Origin of the sequence: Streptomyces sp. CC208A, assembly GCF_030010625.1 — a bacterium.
Lineage (GTDB): Bacteria > Actinomycetota > Actinomycetes > Streptomycetales > Streptomycetaceae > Streptomyces.
Genome location: NZ_JASCXN010000011.1, coordinates 128,756 through 144,619, shown reverse-complemented (window position 1 = coordinate 144,619; position 15,864 = coordinate 128,756). Strand labels below are relative to the sequence as shown.

8 protein-coding genes are annotated in these 15,864 nt (G+C 73.6%); 1 reads left to right on the top strand and 7 read right to left on the bottom strand.

Going from position 1 to position 15,864, the window contains the following annotated elements; genetic code table 11:
- Positions 1-9: 9 nt before the first annotated feature.
- The gene (gene guaA / locus QK442_RS14980; RefSeq protein ID WP_282694414.1) at positions 10-1,611 is read right to left on the bottom strand and encodes a glutamine-hydrolyzing GMP synthase; all 1,602 of its coding nucleotides are present in this window, start codon (positions 1,609-1,611) and stop codon (positions 10-12) included.
- 380 nt (positions 1,612-1,991) lie between these two features.
- Between guaA and QK442_RS14975 the strand changes: the two genes are divergently transcribed.
- Positions 1,992-2,312, top strand: a complete 321-nt coding sequence (locus QK442_RS14975; protein ID WP_282694413.1) for a chorismate mutase — start codon at positions 1,992-1,994, stop codon at positions 2,310-2,312.
- A 662-nt stretch (positions 2,313-2,974) separates the two neighbouring features.
- Here QK442_RS14975 and QK442_RS14970 read toward each other — a convergent pair.
- From QK442_RS14970 to QK442_RS14945, 6 genes are all read right to left on the bottom strand, one after another.
- The gene (locus tag QK442_RS14970) at positions 2,975-4,783 is read right to left on the bottom strand and encodes a GMC family oxidoreductase (protein WP_282694412.1); all 1,809 of its coding nucleotides are present in this window, start codon (positions 4,781-4,783) and stop codon (positions 2,975-2,977) included.
- Positions 4,784-4,834: 51 nt separating this feature from the next.
- The gene (locus tag QK442_RS14965) at positions 4,835-6,559 is read right to left on the bottom strand and encodes a succinic semialdehyde dehydrogenase (RefSeq protein WP_282694411.1); all 1,725 of its coding nucleotides are present in this window, start codon (positions 6,557-6,559) and stop codon (positions 4,835-4,837) included.
- A 188-nt stretch (positions 6,560-6,747) separates the two neighbouring features.
- Complete coding sequence (locus QK442_RS14960) at positions 6,748-8,415, bottom strand: serine/threonine-protein kinase (protein ID WP_282694410.1); 1,668 nt, start codon at positions 8,413-8,415, stop codon at positions 6,748-6,750.
- 135 nt (positions 8,416-8,550) lie between these two features.
- Positions 8,551-11,445 (bottom strand): protein kinase, encoded by a 2,895-nt coding sequence (locus QK442_RS14955; protein WP_282694409.1) that lies wholly within the window; start codon positions 11,443-11,445, stop codon positions 8,551-8,553.
- Between the two features lie 52 nt (positions 11,446-11,497).
- On the bottom strand, positions 11,498-13,843 hold the full coding sequence (locus QK442_RS14950; protein ID WP_282694408.1) for a serine/threonine-protein kinase: 2,346 nt from the start codon (positions 13,841-13,843) through the stop codon (positions 11,498-11,500).
- Positions 13,844-14,071: 228 nt separating this feature from the next.
- Positions 14,072-15,808 (bottom strand): glycerol-3-phosphate dehydrogenase/oxidase, encoded by a 1,737-nt coding sequence (locus tag QK442_RS14945; RefSeq protein ID WP_282694407.1) that lies wholly within the window; start codon positions 15,806-15,808, stop codon positions 14,072-14,074.
- Between the last annotated feature and the right edge of the window lie 56 nt (positions 15,809-15,864).

Sequence of the window (15,864 nt, the reverse complement as noted above, 5' to 3'; positions counted from 1 at the left end):
CGGGAGGGGTCACTCCCACTCGATGGTGCCCGGGGGCTTGCTGGTGACGTCGAGGACGACGCGGTTGACGTCGGGGACCTCGTTGGTGATGCGGGTGGAGATCCGGGCGAGGACCTCGTACGGCAGGCGCGACCAGTCGGCCGTCATGGCGTCCTCGGAGGAGACCGGGCGCAGCACGATCGGGTGGCCGTAGGTGCGGCCGTCGCCCTGGACGCCCACGGAGCGGACGTCGGCGAGCAGGACGACCGGGCACTGCCAGATCTCGCGGTCGAGGCCGGCGGCGGTCAGCTCCTCGCGGGCGATGGCGTCGGCCTCGCGGAGCAGGTCCAGGCGCTCCTTGGTGACCTCGCCGACGATGCGGATGCCGAGGCCGGGACCCGGGAAGGGCTGGCGCTGGACGATCTCCTCGGGCAGGCCGAGCTCCTGGCCGACCATGCGGACCTCGTCCTTGAAGAGCTGCCGCAGCGGCTCGACGAGCTGGAACTCCAGGTCCTCGGGGAGGCCACCCACGTTGTGGTGGGACTTGATGTTGGCGGTGCCGGTGCCGCCGCCGGACTCGACGATGTCCGGGTAGAGGGTGCCCTGGACGAGGAAGGCGACCTCTTCGCCGTCGGCGGCGCCCTCGGCGACGATCTCGGCCTGCGCCTGCTCGAAGACGCGGATGAACTCACGGCCGATGATCTTGCGCTTGGTCTCCGGGTCGGAGACGCCGGCGAGGGCGGTGAGGAAGCGCTCCTGCGCGTCCACGACCTTCAGCTGGACGCCGGTGGCGGCCACGAAGTCCTTCTCGACCTGCTCGGTCTCGCCCTTGCGCATCAGACCGTGGTCGACGTAGACGCAGGTGAGCTGGGAGCCGATGGCCTTCTGGACGAGGGCGGCGGCCACGGCGGAGTCGACGCCGCCGGAGAGGCCGCAGATGGCGCGCTTGGTGCCGACCTGGGCGCGGATCGCGGCGACCTGCTCCTCGATCACGTTGCCGGTGGTCCAGTTGGGCTCGATGCCGGCGCCGCGGTAGAGGAAGTGCTCCAGGATCTGCTGGCCGTGCGTGGAGTGCAGCACCTCGGGGTGGTACTGGACGCCGTAGAGCTTCTTCTCGTCGTTCTCGAAGGCGGCGACCGGGACCACGTCGGTGGAGGCGGTGACGGTGAAGCCCTCGGGGGCGGCGGAGCAGGCGTCGCCGTGCGACATCCACACGGACTGCTCGACCGGGGTGCCCTCGAAGAGGGTGGAGCCGGCCTTGGTGACGTGCAGCGGGGTGCGGCCGTACTCGCGGGCGCCGGTGTTGTCGACGGTGCCGCCGAGGGTCGTCGCCATCAGCTGGAAGCCGTAGCACATGCCGAAGACGGGCACGCCGGCCTCGAAGAGCGCGCGGTCGAGACGCGGGGCGCCCTCCGCGTACACGGAGGACGGACCGCCGGAGAGGATGATCGCCTTGGGGTTCTTGGCCAGCATCTCGGCCACCGGCATGGTGGACGGGACGATCTCGCTGTAGACCCGCGCCTCACGGACGCGACGGGCGATGAGCTGGGCGTACTGGGCGCCGAAGTCGACAACGAGGACTACGTCCGGGTTGGTGACGTCGGGCGCGGCAGCGGGGGGCGCTGATGACACTACGGCGGCCTTCCGGCGGTAGGAGGATTCCCTGCGGGGTTCCCCCGAAGGGGGCTATTTGTCGATTCTACCGGCGCGCGCGTGACGCTTTTCGTCTCACCATCCGAACCCGGGTGGCCTTCGTCTCACCATCCGGGCCCGGCTTGACCCGGCCCGGAGCGCGGGCTCCATACTGGGCGCCATGCGCGAGCTCACGACCTTCGTCTTTACCTATGGCACCGGCCGGTCCGGATGCCATGGTCGTGCTGCTTGAGCAACTGACAAGCGACTTCCCAGGCGCCCCGGGCCGACAAGGCCCGGGGCGTTCTGCTTTCCCGGGCCGTGCCGATCCGGGGCCTCCCCGTCACGAGACACCACCGAGACCCCACGAGGAGCCCCAGATGACCAGCGAGACCCTCACCGAGCAGACCCTCCCCCAGAAGACCCTCACCGAGCAGACCGGCGCCCGCACCGACAAGGCGGCCTCGCTGATCGGCGACGCCCGCGAGCGGATCGACGCGCTCGACGACCGGATCATCGGTCTCATCCAGGAACGGGTGGCGATCTCGGCGGTGATCCAGGAGGCGCGGATCTCCTCCGGCGGCCGCCGGGTCAACCTGGCCCGCGAGATGGAGGTCCTGGCCCACTACCGGGACGCCCTGGGCAAGCCGGGCACGGCGCTGGCGATGACGATGCTGGAGCTGTGCCGCGGCCGCATCTGAGCGGCCCGAAGGAACCGGTGGGACGCGTCTGAGTGGGTGCCCGCACCCGCGTTCGGGGCCGGTCTCACCCGTACGGCGCGTGACCGGCGCCCGCCGGGCTTCGTTGAGCGGGGTGTCCGTGCCAGCCAGGGGCGGGCCCATAGAAACCACGCGTGGCTCCGCTGGAGCGTGTGGCGTGCTTCTGGCACGTCGTGGGACCTCGCTCCAGCGCGCGTGACCGGACGGCAGGGGACAGCAGCCCGGTCACCCAGAAAGGGCGGTCGGTCCCGGGGACGCCCGGGACCGACCGCAACCGGCTCACCGGCCGTGCCCCTCGCGGCCCAGCACCCCGACCCGTACGACCGTCCCCCTCGGCTTCCCTCCCCCGATGCGGCGCGACCCCCCGGCGCCGCTCCGTTCGGCGCCGCCGCTGCCCTGACACCGGCGCCGGACCCGGGCCCGTGCCGCGACCGGAATCGCGGCACGGGCCCCTTTTCTCATGACCCTCTTCCTCATGACCCATCAGAGTGACGCGCGTCACATGGAGATCCGGTGCAACGCCTACAACCAATGGCGGGGGCCGGAGGTCATCTATGCAGCAACACCGAAAAGCCGGAAGGGCGCTGCACTCGGAGGGGGGTGCAGCGCCCTTCCGTCTTTCCGGAAGCCCTACGCAGGAACCCCTACAGACTCTTCTTCGGCGGGACCGTCGGGATGCCGAGGAAGGGCAGGCGCAGGGCGCCGAAGGCCCCGGCCGGGACCGCCGGCGACTTCGGCTCGACCGGTGCCAGGCGTACGTACGCCTCGCCCTGCCGCGGCCGCGGATCCTCCTCGCCCTTGTTCGGCCAGAAGGACATGGCCCGCTCCGCCTGGGCGGTGATCGTCAGGGACGGGTTCACGCCGAGGTTGGCGGAGACCGCCGCGCCGTCCACGACCGAGATGCCGGGGTGGCCGTAGAGGCGGTGGTACGGGTCGATGACGCCGGACTCCGCGTCGGCGCCGATCGGGCAGCCGCCGAGGAAGTGGGCGGTCAGCGGGGTGCCCATCAGCTCGCCGATGTTGGAGCCGGCGAAGCCGTTGATCTCCTCGGCGAGCAGGGAGGCGGCCCGGGTCGCCGCCTCGATCTGCGTCGGGTTCGGCGCCCCGTGCCCCTGGCGGGCCGTGAGCAGGCCCTTCCCGAGGCCGCCGGGCTTGCGGTAGGTCGTCAGCGAGTTGTCGAGGGACTGCATGACGAGGCCGATGATGGTCTTCTCGGACCAGCGCCGGTTGGAGAGCGAGCGGAGCGCCAGGGCCGGGTGCCGGAGCATGTTGAGGACCCAGTTGCGCACCCGGTGGGTGCCGTAGGGGACCTGGAGGACGGTGAGGCCGCCCATCGAGTTGGAGCCCTTGCCGTAGCGGACCGGCTCGATGTGGGTGTTCTCGTCGGGGTGGACGGACGAGGTGATGGCGACGCCGCGGGTGAAGTCGGCCCTCTCCTCGCCGTGCTTGCGCCGGTAGCGGCGGTCGGTGGTCTGGGCGCCGACCAGGCCCTCGGAGTTGGTGCGGGTCAGCTCGCCGAGCCGGGCGGAGATCCGGGGCAGCAGGCCGGTGTCCTTCATCCGGTGCAGCAGGGTCTGGGTCCCGTACGTACCGGCGGCGATCACCACCCGGCGGGCGGTGAAGGTGCGCCCCTCGCCCTTCCTCCGGGCATCGGTGGGCAGGGTCCTCACCGCGTAGCCGCCGCGCGCGTCCTCGGTGACGGCGACGACCGAGGTCATCGGGTGGACGACCGCGCCCGCCTTCTCCGCGAGGTACAGGTAGTTCTCGTTGAGGGTGTTCTTGGCGCCGTGGCGGCAGCCGGTCATGCACTCGCCGCACTCGGTGCAGGCCCTGCGCGAGGGGCCGACGCCGCCGAAGAACGGGTCGGCCACCTCTCCGCCCGGCTTCGCCCGCGCCGTACCGTCGCCGTCGTCGCCGTCCCCGAAGAAGACGCCGACCGGCGCCATGTGGAAGGTGTCGCCGATGCCCATGGCCTCTGCGGCGGACTTCAGGTGCACGTCGGAGGGGGTCATCGTCGGGTTCAGCCGGACGCCCAGCATCCGTTTCGCCTGGTCGTAGTACGGGGCGAGCTCGGACCGCCAGTCGGTGATGTCCCTCCACTGCGGGTCGTCGAAGAACGGGGCGAGCGGCTCGTAGAGCGTGTTCGCGTAGTTGAGCGAACCACCGCCCACCCCTGCACCCGCCAGCACCATCACGTTGCCGAGCAGGTGGATGCGCTGGATGCCGTAGAGACCGAGGGCGGGGGCCCACAGGAAGTTCCTCAGGTCCCAGGAGTTCTTCGGCAGGGTCTCCCGGGTGAAGCGGCGGCCGGCCTCCAGGACGCCGACCCGGTACCCCTTCTCGGTGAGCCGGAGGGCGGTGACCGAACCGCCGAAGCCGGAGCCGACCACGAGGACGTCGTAGTCGTACGCGCCTTCCTCGTCCTGATTTCGGGCAGGGGGTACCGCGGTCATGGCTCTCCTCAAGAGGATCGGGAGGAAAAGGGCGGAGGGGAGGAAGAGGCGTCAGCTCAGACGCAGGGCCTTCAGCGCCTTCAGGGAGAGGCTCATCACCGCCGCGTACTTCTCGTCGGTCATCCCGAAGGAGGGCGCGAGCGGCATCAGGCGCTGCTGGGCGACGGTCTGGGCCTCGGTGTACTTGAGGATGCCCTCGGAGCCGTGGCGGCGGCCGAGGCCGGAGTCCTTCATGCCGCCCATGGGGGCGCGGACGCTGCCGTACGCGGGGGCGTACCCCTCGTTGATGTTGACGGTGCCGGTGCGCAGGCGGGCGGCGACGGCGTGGCCGCGGCGGGAGTCGGTGGTCCAGACGGAGGAGTTGAGGCCGTACGGGGTGGCGTTGGCGCGCGCGATCGCCTCGTCCTCGTCGGTGAAGCGGTAGATCGAGACGACCGGGCCGAAGGTCTCCTCGGCGCAGACGGACATCGTCGGCTCGACGCCGTCGAGGATGGTCGGCTCGTAGAAGAGCGGTCCGATGTCGGGGCGGGCGACGCCGCCGGCGACGAGCACGGCGCCCTGGGCGACGGCCTCCTCGACGTGCTTCGTGACGGCCTCCAGCTGCCGCTCGCCGACGAGGGAGCCCATGTCGGCGCCGTACGCGAGGGCGTTGCCGAGCCGCATCGCCTTCGTGCGGGCGGCGAAGCGCTCGACGAAGGCGTCGGCGATCGACTCGTGCACGTAGAGGCGCTCGATGGAGATGCAGAGCTGGCCGGCGGAGGAGAAGCAGGCGCGGACGGCTCCGGCGGCGGCCTTCTCGACGTCGGCGTCCTTGAGCACCAGCATGGCGTTCTTGCCGCCGAGTTCGAGGGAGACGCCGACGAGACGGGCTGCGGCGCCCTGGGCGACCTCGCGGCCGGTGCGGGTGGAGCCGGTGAAGGAGACGTAGTCGGCGTGGCGGACGACCTCGGGGCCGACGACCGGGCCCTCGCCGAGCACGACCTGGAAGACCTCGGCCGGCAGACCGGCCTCGACGAGCAGGTCGCGGGCCCAGAGCGCGGTGAGCGCGGTCTCGGTGTCGGGCTTCATGACGAGGGCGTTGCCCGCCACGAAGGCGGGCAGGGCGTCGCCGACGGAGAGTTCGAGCGGGTAGTTCCAGGGGGCGATCTGGCCGACGACCCCGCGCGGCTGGCGCAGCTCGGTCACCTTGGTGAGGGTCGGGACGACGCCGGTGTGCCGCTTGGGGCGCAGGTACGAGGACGCCTTGCGGCCGTAGTGGCGGGCGGCGACGGCGACCGCGAGGACCTCCTCGTGGGCGTGCAGCCGGGCCTTGCCGGTCTCCAGCTGGATGAGGTCGAGGACCTCGGACTGGCGGGCGAGGACCAGGTCGTGGAAGCGGAGCAGGACGGCGGCGCGGGCCCGGACGGGGGTGGCGGCCCAGGCGGCCTGCGCGGCGCGGGCGCGCTCGAACGCCTCGGCGACGTCCTCCGCGGTGGCCTCCGGCAGGTCCGCCAGCTTCTTCCCGGTGAACGGGGTGTGGTTGGCGGTGCGGCCGGAGCCGACGACCCCGCGGGTGAGCCGGGCGACCAGCTCGGGCGTCACCACGTCGGCGGCGGTCCGGGCGCCGGCCGGGGCGGGCGCGACCGGATTGGTCGCACCGGCCGGGACGGCGGCGAGCGAGGCGGTGGCGACCGGGGCCGCCTGGGCGGGGACGACCGGCGCGGCGGGGCGGGCCGCGGGCGCGGCGTCGTCATCGGCGGGAACCGGGAGGGCGGCGGGGGCCTGCGAGTCCGTCATGACGCCGAGCGTAAGCGCCGTTCCGGTCTTTGGGTACCCGCCGGTAACGCGTTTTCACCACCTGCGCACAACACGCCAGTGATCACTGGCACATAAGCCCTGATCAGGGGCTTACGGCCCGGAGAGCCCGCCATGAAGATTTTCCGGAGACCATGAGGGAGACCATGAGGGAGACCATGGGTCCGAGGTCAGGAGCCGGGCGCCCGCCAGTGCTGGACGACGATGTCGAACTGCTCCCGGGTCTTCTCCCAGCTCGACTCCGGCGAGGTCATGTAGATCGCGTACTCGGTGCCGTCGTCGGCGAAGTACACCTGGTCGATCGCGTGCCGGGGCCCCGGGAAGTTCTGCTTCTCGGTCCAGGTGAACTCCCACAGCGCGGACTTGACCTGATCGCGGTAGGTGTTCTGGCTCAGCCACACCCGCCGGTAGTCCATCCGCTTCTGGAGCGTCTTCTCCAGGTCCAGGAGGTGCATGTACGGGTTCTCGAAGTCGGGGCGCTCGTCGATGCTGATCCGGAGGCGGTGGCGGCCGCCGTCCGGGGTGTAGTCGATGTTGTCGCCGTCCTTCTGGCGCTTCCAGCCGTCCGGGACGACCAGGCTGAAGCCCGCCGGGTCCTCGACGCGCCGCCAGCCCGCCGGGACGCCGTCCGCCGTCACGTCCTTGTCGGTGGCGGTGGCGGTGGGCGTGGGCGTGGCGCCGGTGCTCGTACCGGTACGGGGCTCGTCGCCCCCGCCCCCGTACTGCATCACGGCGAAGACGGCGCCGCCCGCGACGGCGGCGGCGAGCACCGCGGTGAGGGCGGCGGAACGCCAGCGGCCCTTCCTCGGGACGGAGGGCGCGGGCGTGGCGGGAACGAGGGTGGGCGAGGAGGCCTGGGTCTGGGACGTGGTCGGGGTCGGAGTCGGAGTCGCAGGGGCCGAGGACGGCGCCGGTACGTCCTCCGGGGCCGCGGCGGCACCCGTCTCCCCCAGGTCCCGGGGCATCCGCTGCGTCGGCACGTACGCCTGGGCCGTCGCCGGGCTGCGCCCCTCCATCGCGTCCAGCAGCATCCGCTCGGCCTCGTCCGCGCGCGGCCGCTGCTCCGGGTCCTTGCGCAGCAGCGCCACGATGACGGAGGCGAGCGGTCCCGCGTTCGCCGGGTGGGGCGGCTCCTCGCCGACGACGGCCTGCATGGTGCTGATCGGGGACGTGCGGCGGAACGGCGAGGCGCCCTCGACCGCCGTGTACAGGGTGGCGCCGAGCGACCAGAGGTCGGAGGCCGGACCGGGATCGCCGCCCCGTACCCGCTCGGGCGCCAGGTAGTCGATGGAGCCGACGAGTTCACCGGTGCGGGTGATGGTCGAGTCGCCCTCGATCGCCGCGATGCCGAAGTCGGTGATGAGGACCCGCCCGTCCCGGGCGAGCAGGACGTTGCCGGGCTTCACGTCCCGGTGGAGCACCCCGGCCGCGTGCGCGGCGCGCAGCGCGCCGACGACGTGCAGCCCGACCCGGGCCGCCTCGCGCGGCGCGATCGTCCCGGCCTCCTTGACCGCGTCGGCGAGCGAGGGCCCGTCGACGTACTGCATGACGATCCAGGGCCGGTCGTCGTGTTCGAGGACGTCGTGGACGGTCACCACACCGGGATGGGAGATCCGGGCGGCGGCCCGCGCCTCCTTCTGGGTGCGGGCGTGCAGCACCAGCCGGTCGGCCTCGGCGACGAAGCGACCCGCCGTCAGCTCCTTCACCGCGACCACGCGGTGCAGGACCTCGTCGTGCGCGCGCCAGACCTTGCCCATGCCGCCGCGCCCGATGGACTCGCCGAGCCGGTACCGCCCGGCGAGCAGCAGCCCCGACCCTGTGCTGTGAGAGTGTTCCACTTGCCCCCGCCCCGTTGCTTCCGATGCCAGGTTACGGAGGAGGGGACGGCGGACGGAACCTCGGGGCCCGCAAAGGAACAGCACCGTGACCGGCGGGGGGTGACGGAGGGGGTGACGGCCTGGCGGCGGAGGGGGTCAGCGGCCCGGCCGGAACCCCTTCACGGCCTCGTCGTAGACCTCCGAGACCTTGTCCCGCTCGCTCTCCGGGCCGATCACCTGGACCACGTAGTAGCGGCCGCCGTCGATCAGGGCGAGGTTGCGGACGAAGACCTCCCGGCCCGTGCTGTCGATCCAGGTGTAGTGCCCCTCGGCGGTGGGCGTCCGGCCGATGTCCACCCGCCGGGCCTTCACCAACTGCGACCAGCTCGACTGCCGGTAGGGCTCCAGCTCGCGCTCCTTGGAGTTCTGGTACTCCAGCGGATCGGAGCCGTTGTCCCGGACGCTGTCCCGGCCCGGGACGACGATCATCGTGAAGTCGCCGCCGCTGTAGCGGACTTGCCCCGCGTCGTTGACGGGGCTGCGGCGCCAGTCGCGCGGCACCCCGATCCGGAACCCCTCCGGGTCCTCGCGCAGCACGTAACCGGAGGCGAGGGCGGGGGCGGAGGGGGCGGGTGGCGGCGAGGCCGATGTGGGAGGCGGGGTGGTGGGGGCGGTCGTGGGGGCGGTCGTGGCGGTGGTCGTTGCGGCGGGCGGGGCCGTGGTCCCGGTCGGGGACGGGGTCGGGCGGGCGTCGGCGGGCGTCTTCTCCGCGCCGGGCAGGGTGACGGCGACGTACGTCAGGACCCCGCCGAGCAGCAGGAGGACGAGGAGCAGCAGACGCCGGCCGGGGGAGCGCGGCGACCGGCGCGGGGGCTTGGGCCTGGGCTCGGCCTCCTCGTAGGCGTGGTCGTCGTATGCCTGGTGGGCCTCGTACGGGTGGGGCTCGTGCGGCTGGTGGGGCTCGTACGGCTGCTCGTACGGCTGCTCGTACGGCTGCTCGTACTGCTGCTCGTACGTGGGGAACTGCTCCGTGGGCGGCTGTTCCTCGGGTACGGGGGCGGGCGCGGCGGTCCGGTTTCCGCGCGGGTCCTTGGTGCGGCGGTGCCGGCGACGGCCCGAACCGGCGGCACGACGGCGGCGGACCAGCTCGCCCCGGCGGCGCAGGATCGGCAGCCGCTTCGCGTCGAACGGCGGCGGGGGCACGGCCGCGAAGTCCGCCTCCGGCTCCGGCGCGGAACGGACCAGCGACCGCAGCCAGCCGCGCAGCTCCTCGAAGTCGGGGCGCTCGGTGGGGTCCTGGCGCAGCAGGGACTCGACCACCGGGCGCAGCGGGCCGCACTCCTCGGCGAAGGCGGGCGGTTCGGCGCAGACCAGCTGGACCAGTTCGGCCGCGCTGTCCTCCGGGTAGGGGGCGTGGCCCTGGACGGCCCGGTAGAGCAGGGCGCCGAGCGCCCACAGGTCGGTGGCGGGGCCGATGGGCGGGGCGAGCCGCCAGTTCTCGTGCACGGGCCCGGCCTGTTCGGGGGCCCAGCGCTCGGTGACGGCGCCGACGACCGCGATCCGGGTCTGCCGGGCCCGCTCGGCGGCGAGCCGGGTGGTCGGCCCCCGGTACCGCTCCCCCGGCGGGCCGGGCTGTGCGGGGACGGCGACCTCGACGGGCTGCGGCGCCCGGCGGACGGGCTCCGGGGTCGCGGCCGTGTAGCCCGCGGGCAGCGCGGGGCGGCCGGAGCCGGGCAGCACGGGACCGCCGCCGGCCGGGACCGGCGGCGAGTTGTCGCGGGAGGCGTGCGGGCCGTCGCTCCAGGTGCCCTTGAGCATCAGGCGGGGCGGGTGCGGACCGCCGTACGGCCCCCCGGTCCCGGCCTCGTCCTCCTCGTCGCCCCCGTCGTCGGCCTCGTCCTCCTCGTCGCCCCCGTCGTCGGCCTCGTCGTCCTCGGCGTCCGCCGTGCGCGCCCACCACTGCGGCGCGGGCCCGGGGCGGGTGGTCTCCGGGAGCGCGGGCGCCCCGGGCTCGGGCTCGGAGCCGGTGTCGCCGAGCCGCGCGGCGGCGGCACGGGTGGCCGCGCGGTAGGCGGCGATGGCCCCCGCCCGGGCCGCCCGCAGGTCGGCGCTGGGCGGCACCGCCGGGACCTCGGGCGGGGCCGCGGGACGCGGGACGGGCGTCGCCCGGCCGTAGGGATCGACGCCGTACGGGACGGGCTCCGGGTCCGGCTCGGCTTCCGGCTCCGGGTCCTGGTACGGCTCCGACGACTCGGGCGACGGCTCGGGTGCCGCGTACTCGCCGGTCTCGTACGGTTCCCCGGTCTCGTACGGTTCCCCGGTCTCGTACGGCTCGGGCTCGTGGAACTCGCCGGTCCCGTACGGTTCCCCGGCGTCCTCCTGGGGCTCGTACGCCTCGGGTCCCGGCGCCGGCGGGAAGGCGAGGTCCTCGGGGTCGGGGACGGGGGCGTAGCCGCAGAGGGCTTCCTCGGCGGCGCCGGCGGCGAGGCCGGTGAGGAGGACGCGGCCGTCGTCGCAGACAAGGACCGTGCGGGCGGTGATGTTGCGGTGGACCCAGCCGTGGGCGTGGAGGGCGCGCAGGCCGGTGAGGACGTCCGCGGCGATCTCGGCGGCCCGGAACGGGTTGAGCGGGCCCTCGGCGAGGAGGGCGGAGAGGGGGCGGGCGGCCACGTGCTCGCTGACTATCCACAGCGAGCCGGCTTCCGCGAAGACGTCGAAGACCTGGTCCAGTAAGGGGTGGTCGGGGATCTGGGCGGCGGCCTGGGCCGCCTCCACCGCCCTGCGCACGACCGGCTCGGCCGGTCTGCGGGTGGCGCCGCCCCTGACCCCGCCCGCGTACGGACCGGTGGGCGCGGGTGTCTCGCCGAGGACCTCGGCGTCGACGATCTCGGGCAGCGGGACCTGACGGACCCGCACCTCCTGCCCGCTGTAGGTGTCGAACGCGCGGGTCTCGACGAGTTCGGCGAGCGGGTCGGTCAGGGAGTCGGTGCCGGCGGGCGGCAGCGGCAGGCGGTAGCGCTCGGCCAGCACCCTTCCCGCGTACTCGTCCACGGCGCCTCCCCCGCGCGTCGGTCGTCCCCGCCCTCACGATACGGGGCGCCGGTCAGTCCTTGGGGCTGAACGTGGCGAACGCCGTCTCGCGCAGCGTCCTGCACTCGGCCCCGTTCCACTCCTCGTCCTTGCAGGTGATCATGATCGAGTAGCCGTGCGTGGCGTCCACCTTGAAGCCCCGGTTGAGGACGTGGACCCGCATGCCCTTCTGGTTCCGCTTGAACTCCCAGTCCGCGACGGTCGGGTAGCCCTTGTACGAGACGCTGTCGATGCGGATGTGTTCATAGCCGCTGCTGCTCAGGCGGACACCGCCCATGGCGGCGAGCCAGGCGGCCTTGGCTTCGTCCTTGGGGCTGGCGTTGAAATCGACCTGGACGCGCGGGAAGCCGCCGCTCTCGCTCCATATGGCGCCGCCGTTGTAGCCGTCTATCGGGCGCATGGTGAAGGAGGAGGGCATGGCCATGGAGAAGTGGAAGCGGTCGTTGGTGACGAGGGCGTAGCCGGCGGGCAGTGCGGCGCCGGTGCCGGTGCCGCCGCTGGGCTCGGCGGTGGGCGGGGTGCCGGTCTGCCCGGTGGAGGTGCCCGTGGAGCCGTTCGTACCGTTCGAACCGCCGTCTCCGGTCGAGCCGTTGCCGCCGGTCGAGCCGTTGCCGCCGGGCTGGGCGCCGCCCTGCTGGCCGGGGTCGCTCGGCGCCCCGCCCTTGCCGCCGTCCGTACCGGAGTCGGAGCCGGAACCCGAGCCGCCGTCGCCGCCCGCGGTGGTCCCGGCCGAGACGGTGGCGTCGCCGTCCTTGCCCTGGTCGCCCTTGTCGCCGCCGCTCAGGGAGACGGCGAGGATGGTGCCGAGCACGGCGAGGACGGCGACCGCGGCGATGATCACCAGGGTGCGCCGGGGGACGACGTCGGTGAGCGGGGCGCGGACCGGCGCCGTACGGGGGCCGCCCTGCGGAGGCACGGGCCGGGTCTGTTCCTTGCTCCGCTCCCTGGAGCGGTCCTTCGCCTCCGCCTTGGCCGCCGCTGCCGCGTTCCGTACGGAGGCGAGGGCGCCCCTCATCCGCTCGGCGGCGGGCTCGGGGGCCTTCTCGCGGGCGACGACCGCCGCCGCCGGGTCCCGCTCGGGGCGGGTCGGCAGCGGAACGATCCTGGTCACCTCGGGCGAGGGCTCCGGGGCGGCCTCGGGGGCGTCGAGCACGGCGCGCAGCAGCACCCGGGCGCGGGCGTCGTCGAGCCGCTGCGCCGGGTCCTTGGCGAGCAGGCCGTAGATGACCTGCTCCAGCTCGGGGCCCGCGTTCTTCGGCGGGTCGACCGGCTCGGTCATGACGGCGGTGAGGGTCGCGATCGCGGAGCCCTTGTCGTACGGCGGGCTGCCCTCGACCGCCGCGTACAGCAGTCCGCCCAGCGACCACAGGTCGGCGGCGGGGCCCGGCTTGTGGCCGCGGGCGCGCTCGGGCGAGATGTACGAGGGGGCGCCGACGAGCATGCCGGTGGAGGTGATGGAGGGGTCGCCCTCGACCTGGGCGATGCCGAAGTCGGTGAGGACGACGCGGCCGTCGTCGGCGATGAGGACGTTGGAGGGCTTCACGTCGCGGTGGAGGATGCCCTCGCGGTGCGCGGAGCGGAGCACGTCGAGGATGGCGAGGCCGACCTCGGCGGCGCGGCGCGGGGTGAGGACGCCGTCCTCGCGCACGGCGTCGGCGAGCGACTTGCCCTCGATGAGCTCCATGACGATCCAGGGGCGGTCGTCCTCGTCGACGACGTCGTAGACGGTCACGGCGCCGTTGTTGCGGATCTTGGCGATGGCCTTGGCCTCGCGCAGGGTCCGGGTGACGAGGCGTCGCTTCTCGTCCTCGTCGATGCTGTTGGGGAAGCGGAGTTCCTTGACGGCGACGGTGCGGCCGAGGGTCTCGTCGACGGCGCGCCAGACGGTGCCCATGCCGCCGCGGCCGACGAGGGCGCCGAGCCGGTAGCGGCCGGCGAGCAGCCGGCCCTCGGTCTCGGCGGTGGTGGAGGTGGAGGCGGAGCCCTTGCGGAGCCGGTCGGCCGCGGGCCGCTGCCCGTCGCCGTCCCCGGCACCGAAACCGGCCCGCCCGGTGGACGGTTCGGTCCCCGGCACCCGCCCGCCACCGGGCTTCACGTCCTGGGGCTTCACGTCCTGGGGCGTGGCGTCCTGCGGCTTCGCATCCTGGGGCGTACGGCTCTCGACACCGGCCCCGGCCTCGGCGCCGGTCTCCGCGTCAACGGCCTCCGCGTCCTTCGCCGTTTCGCCCCGTTCGGCCTCGTCCCGTGCCGCCTCGCGCGCGGCCGGAACCGTCCCCCGCCCGCCGTCGGTCGCGGCCCCCGCCACGGCGTCCCGCCGGGGGTCCTTCGCCGTGTCCCGCGACTGCTCCGACTCCGACATGCGTCCCCTCTGCGATCCCTGATCTCCGCCGCGTCCGCCGCACTCCGCACGCTGCGGCAACCCGCCCTGGAAGAGACGCCATTGTCCCTCACCTCGCGGCGGGCGGCGCCCCCGGGTCCGTACTCCGGTATGACGACGCGCCACCGCCGTCCCCGGGTTCCCTCCCGCCCCGGACACACCGTCAGGCGGAGTCCCGTCAGTAAGCGGTCCCCGTCAGGCGAAGCCCCGTCAGAGCGGGACGATGTCGGGCGCGCCGAGCCGGGCGGCGTCCGCCGTCAGGTCGTCGGGCTGCCGCTGCGACTCGCGCTCCGCCTCGACCCGCTTCTCGTAGTGCGCGACCTCCTTCTCGATCTGGCGCTCGTCCCAGCCGAGGACCGGTGCCATCAGCTCGGCGCACTCGCGCGCGCTGCGGGTGCCGCGGTCGAAGGTCTCGATGGAGACGCGGGTGCGACGGGTGAGGACGTCGTCCAGGTGGCGGGCGCCCTCGTGGGATGCGGCGTAGACGATCTCGGCGCGCAGGTAGTCGTCGGCCGCGGCGAGCGGTTCGCCGAGCGAGGGGTCCTCGGCGACGAGCGCGAGGAGTTCCTCGGCCAGGGAGCCGTACCGGTCGAGCAGGTGTTCCACGCGGACGGTGTGGAGGCCTGTGCGGGCGGCGATCCTCGCCCGCGCGTTCCACAGCGCGCGGTAGCCCTCGGCACCGATCAGCGGGGTGTCCTCGGTGACGCAGGGGGCGACCCCTCCCCAAGCACTTCGTGCAGGGGATACCCCAGGGCCGAGGCCGTGCACGGCCTCGTCGACGGCGTCCTTCGCCATCACCCGGTAGGTCGTGTACTTGCCGCCGGCGACGACGACCAGGCCGGGCACCGGGTGGGCGACGGTGTGCTCGCGGGAGAGCTTGCTGGTGGCGTCGGACTCGCCCGCGAGCAGCGGGCGCAGGCCCGCGTAGACGCCCTGGACGTCGTCGCGGGAGAGCGGGGTGGCGAGCACCGTGTTGACGTGTGCGAGGAGGTAGTCGATGTCGGCGCTGGAGGCGGCGGGGTGGGCCTTGTCGAGGTCCCAGTCGGTGTCGGTGGTGCCGACGATCCAGTGGCGTCCCCAGGGGATGACGAAGAGGACGGACTTCTCGGTGCGCAGGATGAGGCCGGTGGTGGAGTGGATCCGGTCCTTGGGGACGACGAGGTGGATGCCCTTGGAGGCGCGGACGTGGAACTGGCCGCGCTCGCCGATGAGGGCCTGGGTGTCGTCGGTCCACACCCCGGTGGCGTTGACGATCTGCCTGGCCCGGATCACGTACTCGCCGCCGGTCTCGACGTCCTGGACGCGGGCGCCGACGACCCGCTCGCCCTCGCGGAGGAAGCCGGTGACGCGGGCCCGGCTGGCGGCCAGGGCACCGTAGGAGGCGGCGGTGCGGACGAGGGTGACGACGAAGCGGGCGTCGTCCATCTGGGCGTCGTAGTACTGGAGGGCGCCGGTGAGGGCGTCCCTGCGCAGGCAGGGGGCGACGCGGAGGGCGCCCTTGCGGCTGAGGTGGCGGTGGACGGGCAGGCCTCGGCCGTGGCCCGAGGAGACGGACATGGCGTCGTACAGGGCGACGCCGGAGCCCGCGTAGAACCGCTCCCAGCCCTTGTGCCGGAGGGGGTAGAGGAACGGCACCGGTTTCACCAGGTGGGGTGCGAGCCGTTCGAGGAGGAGCCCGCGCTCCTTGAGCGCTTCCCGTACAAGGGCGAAGTCGAGCATCTCCAGGTAGCGCAGCCCGCCGTGGATGAGCTTGCTGGAGCGGCTGGAGGTGCCGGAGGCCCAGTCACGGGCCTCGACGATGCCGGTGGAGAGCCCTCGCGTGGCCGCGTCGAGGGCGGTGCCGGCGCCGACCACCCCGCCGCCGACGACGAGCACGTCCAGCTCGCGGTCGGCCATGGCCGTGAGCGCCTCGGCGCGCTCGGCGGGTCCCAGTGTCGCTGTCCTCACGGCCGTCGCCTCCCGTCGTCCGTCCCGTGTCCGTCCCTGCGCCTGCCCGGCAGGGA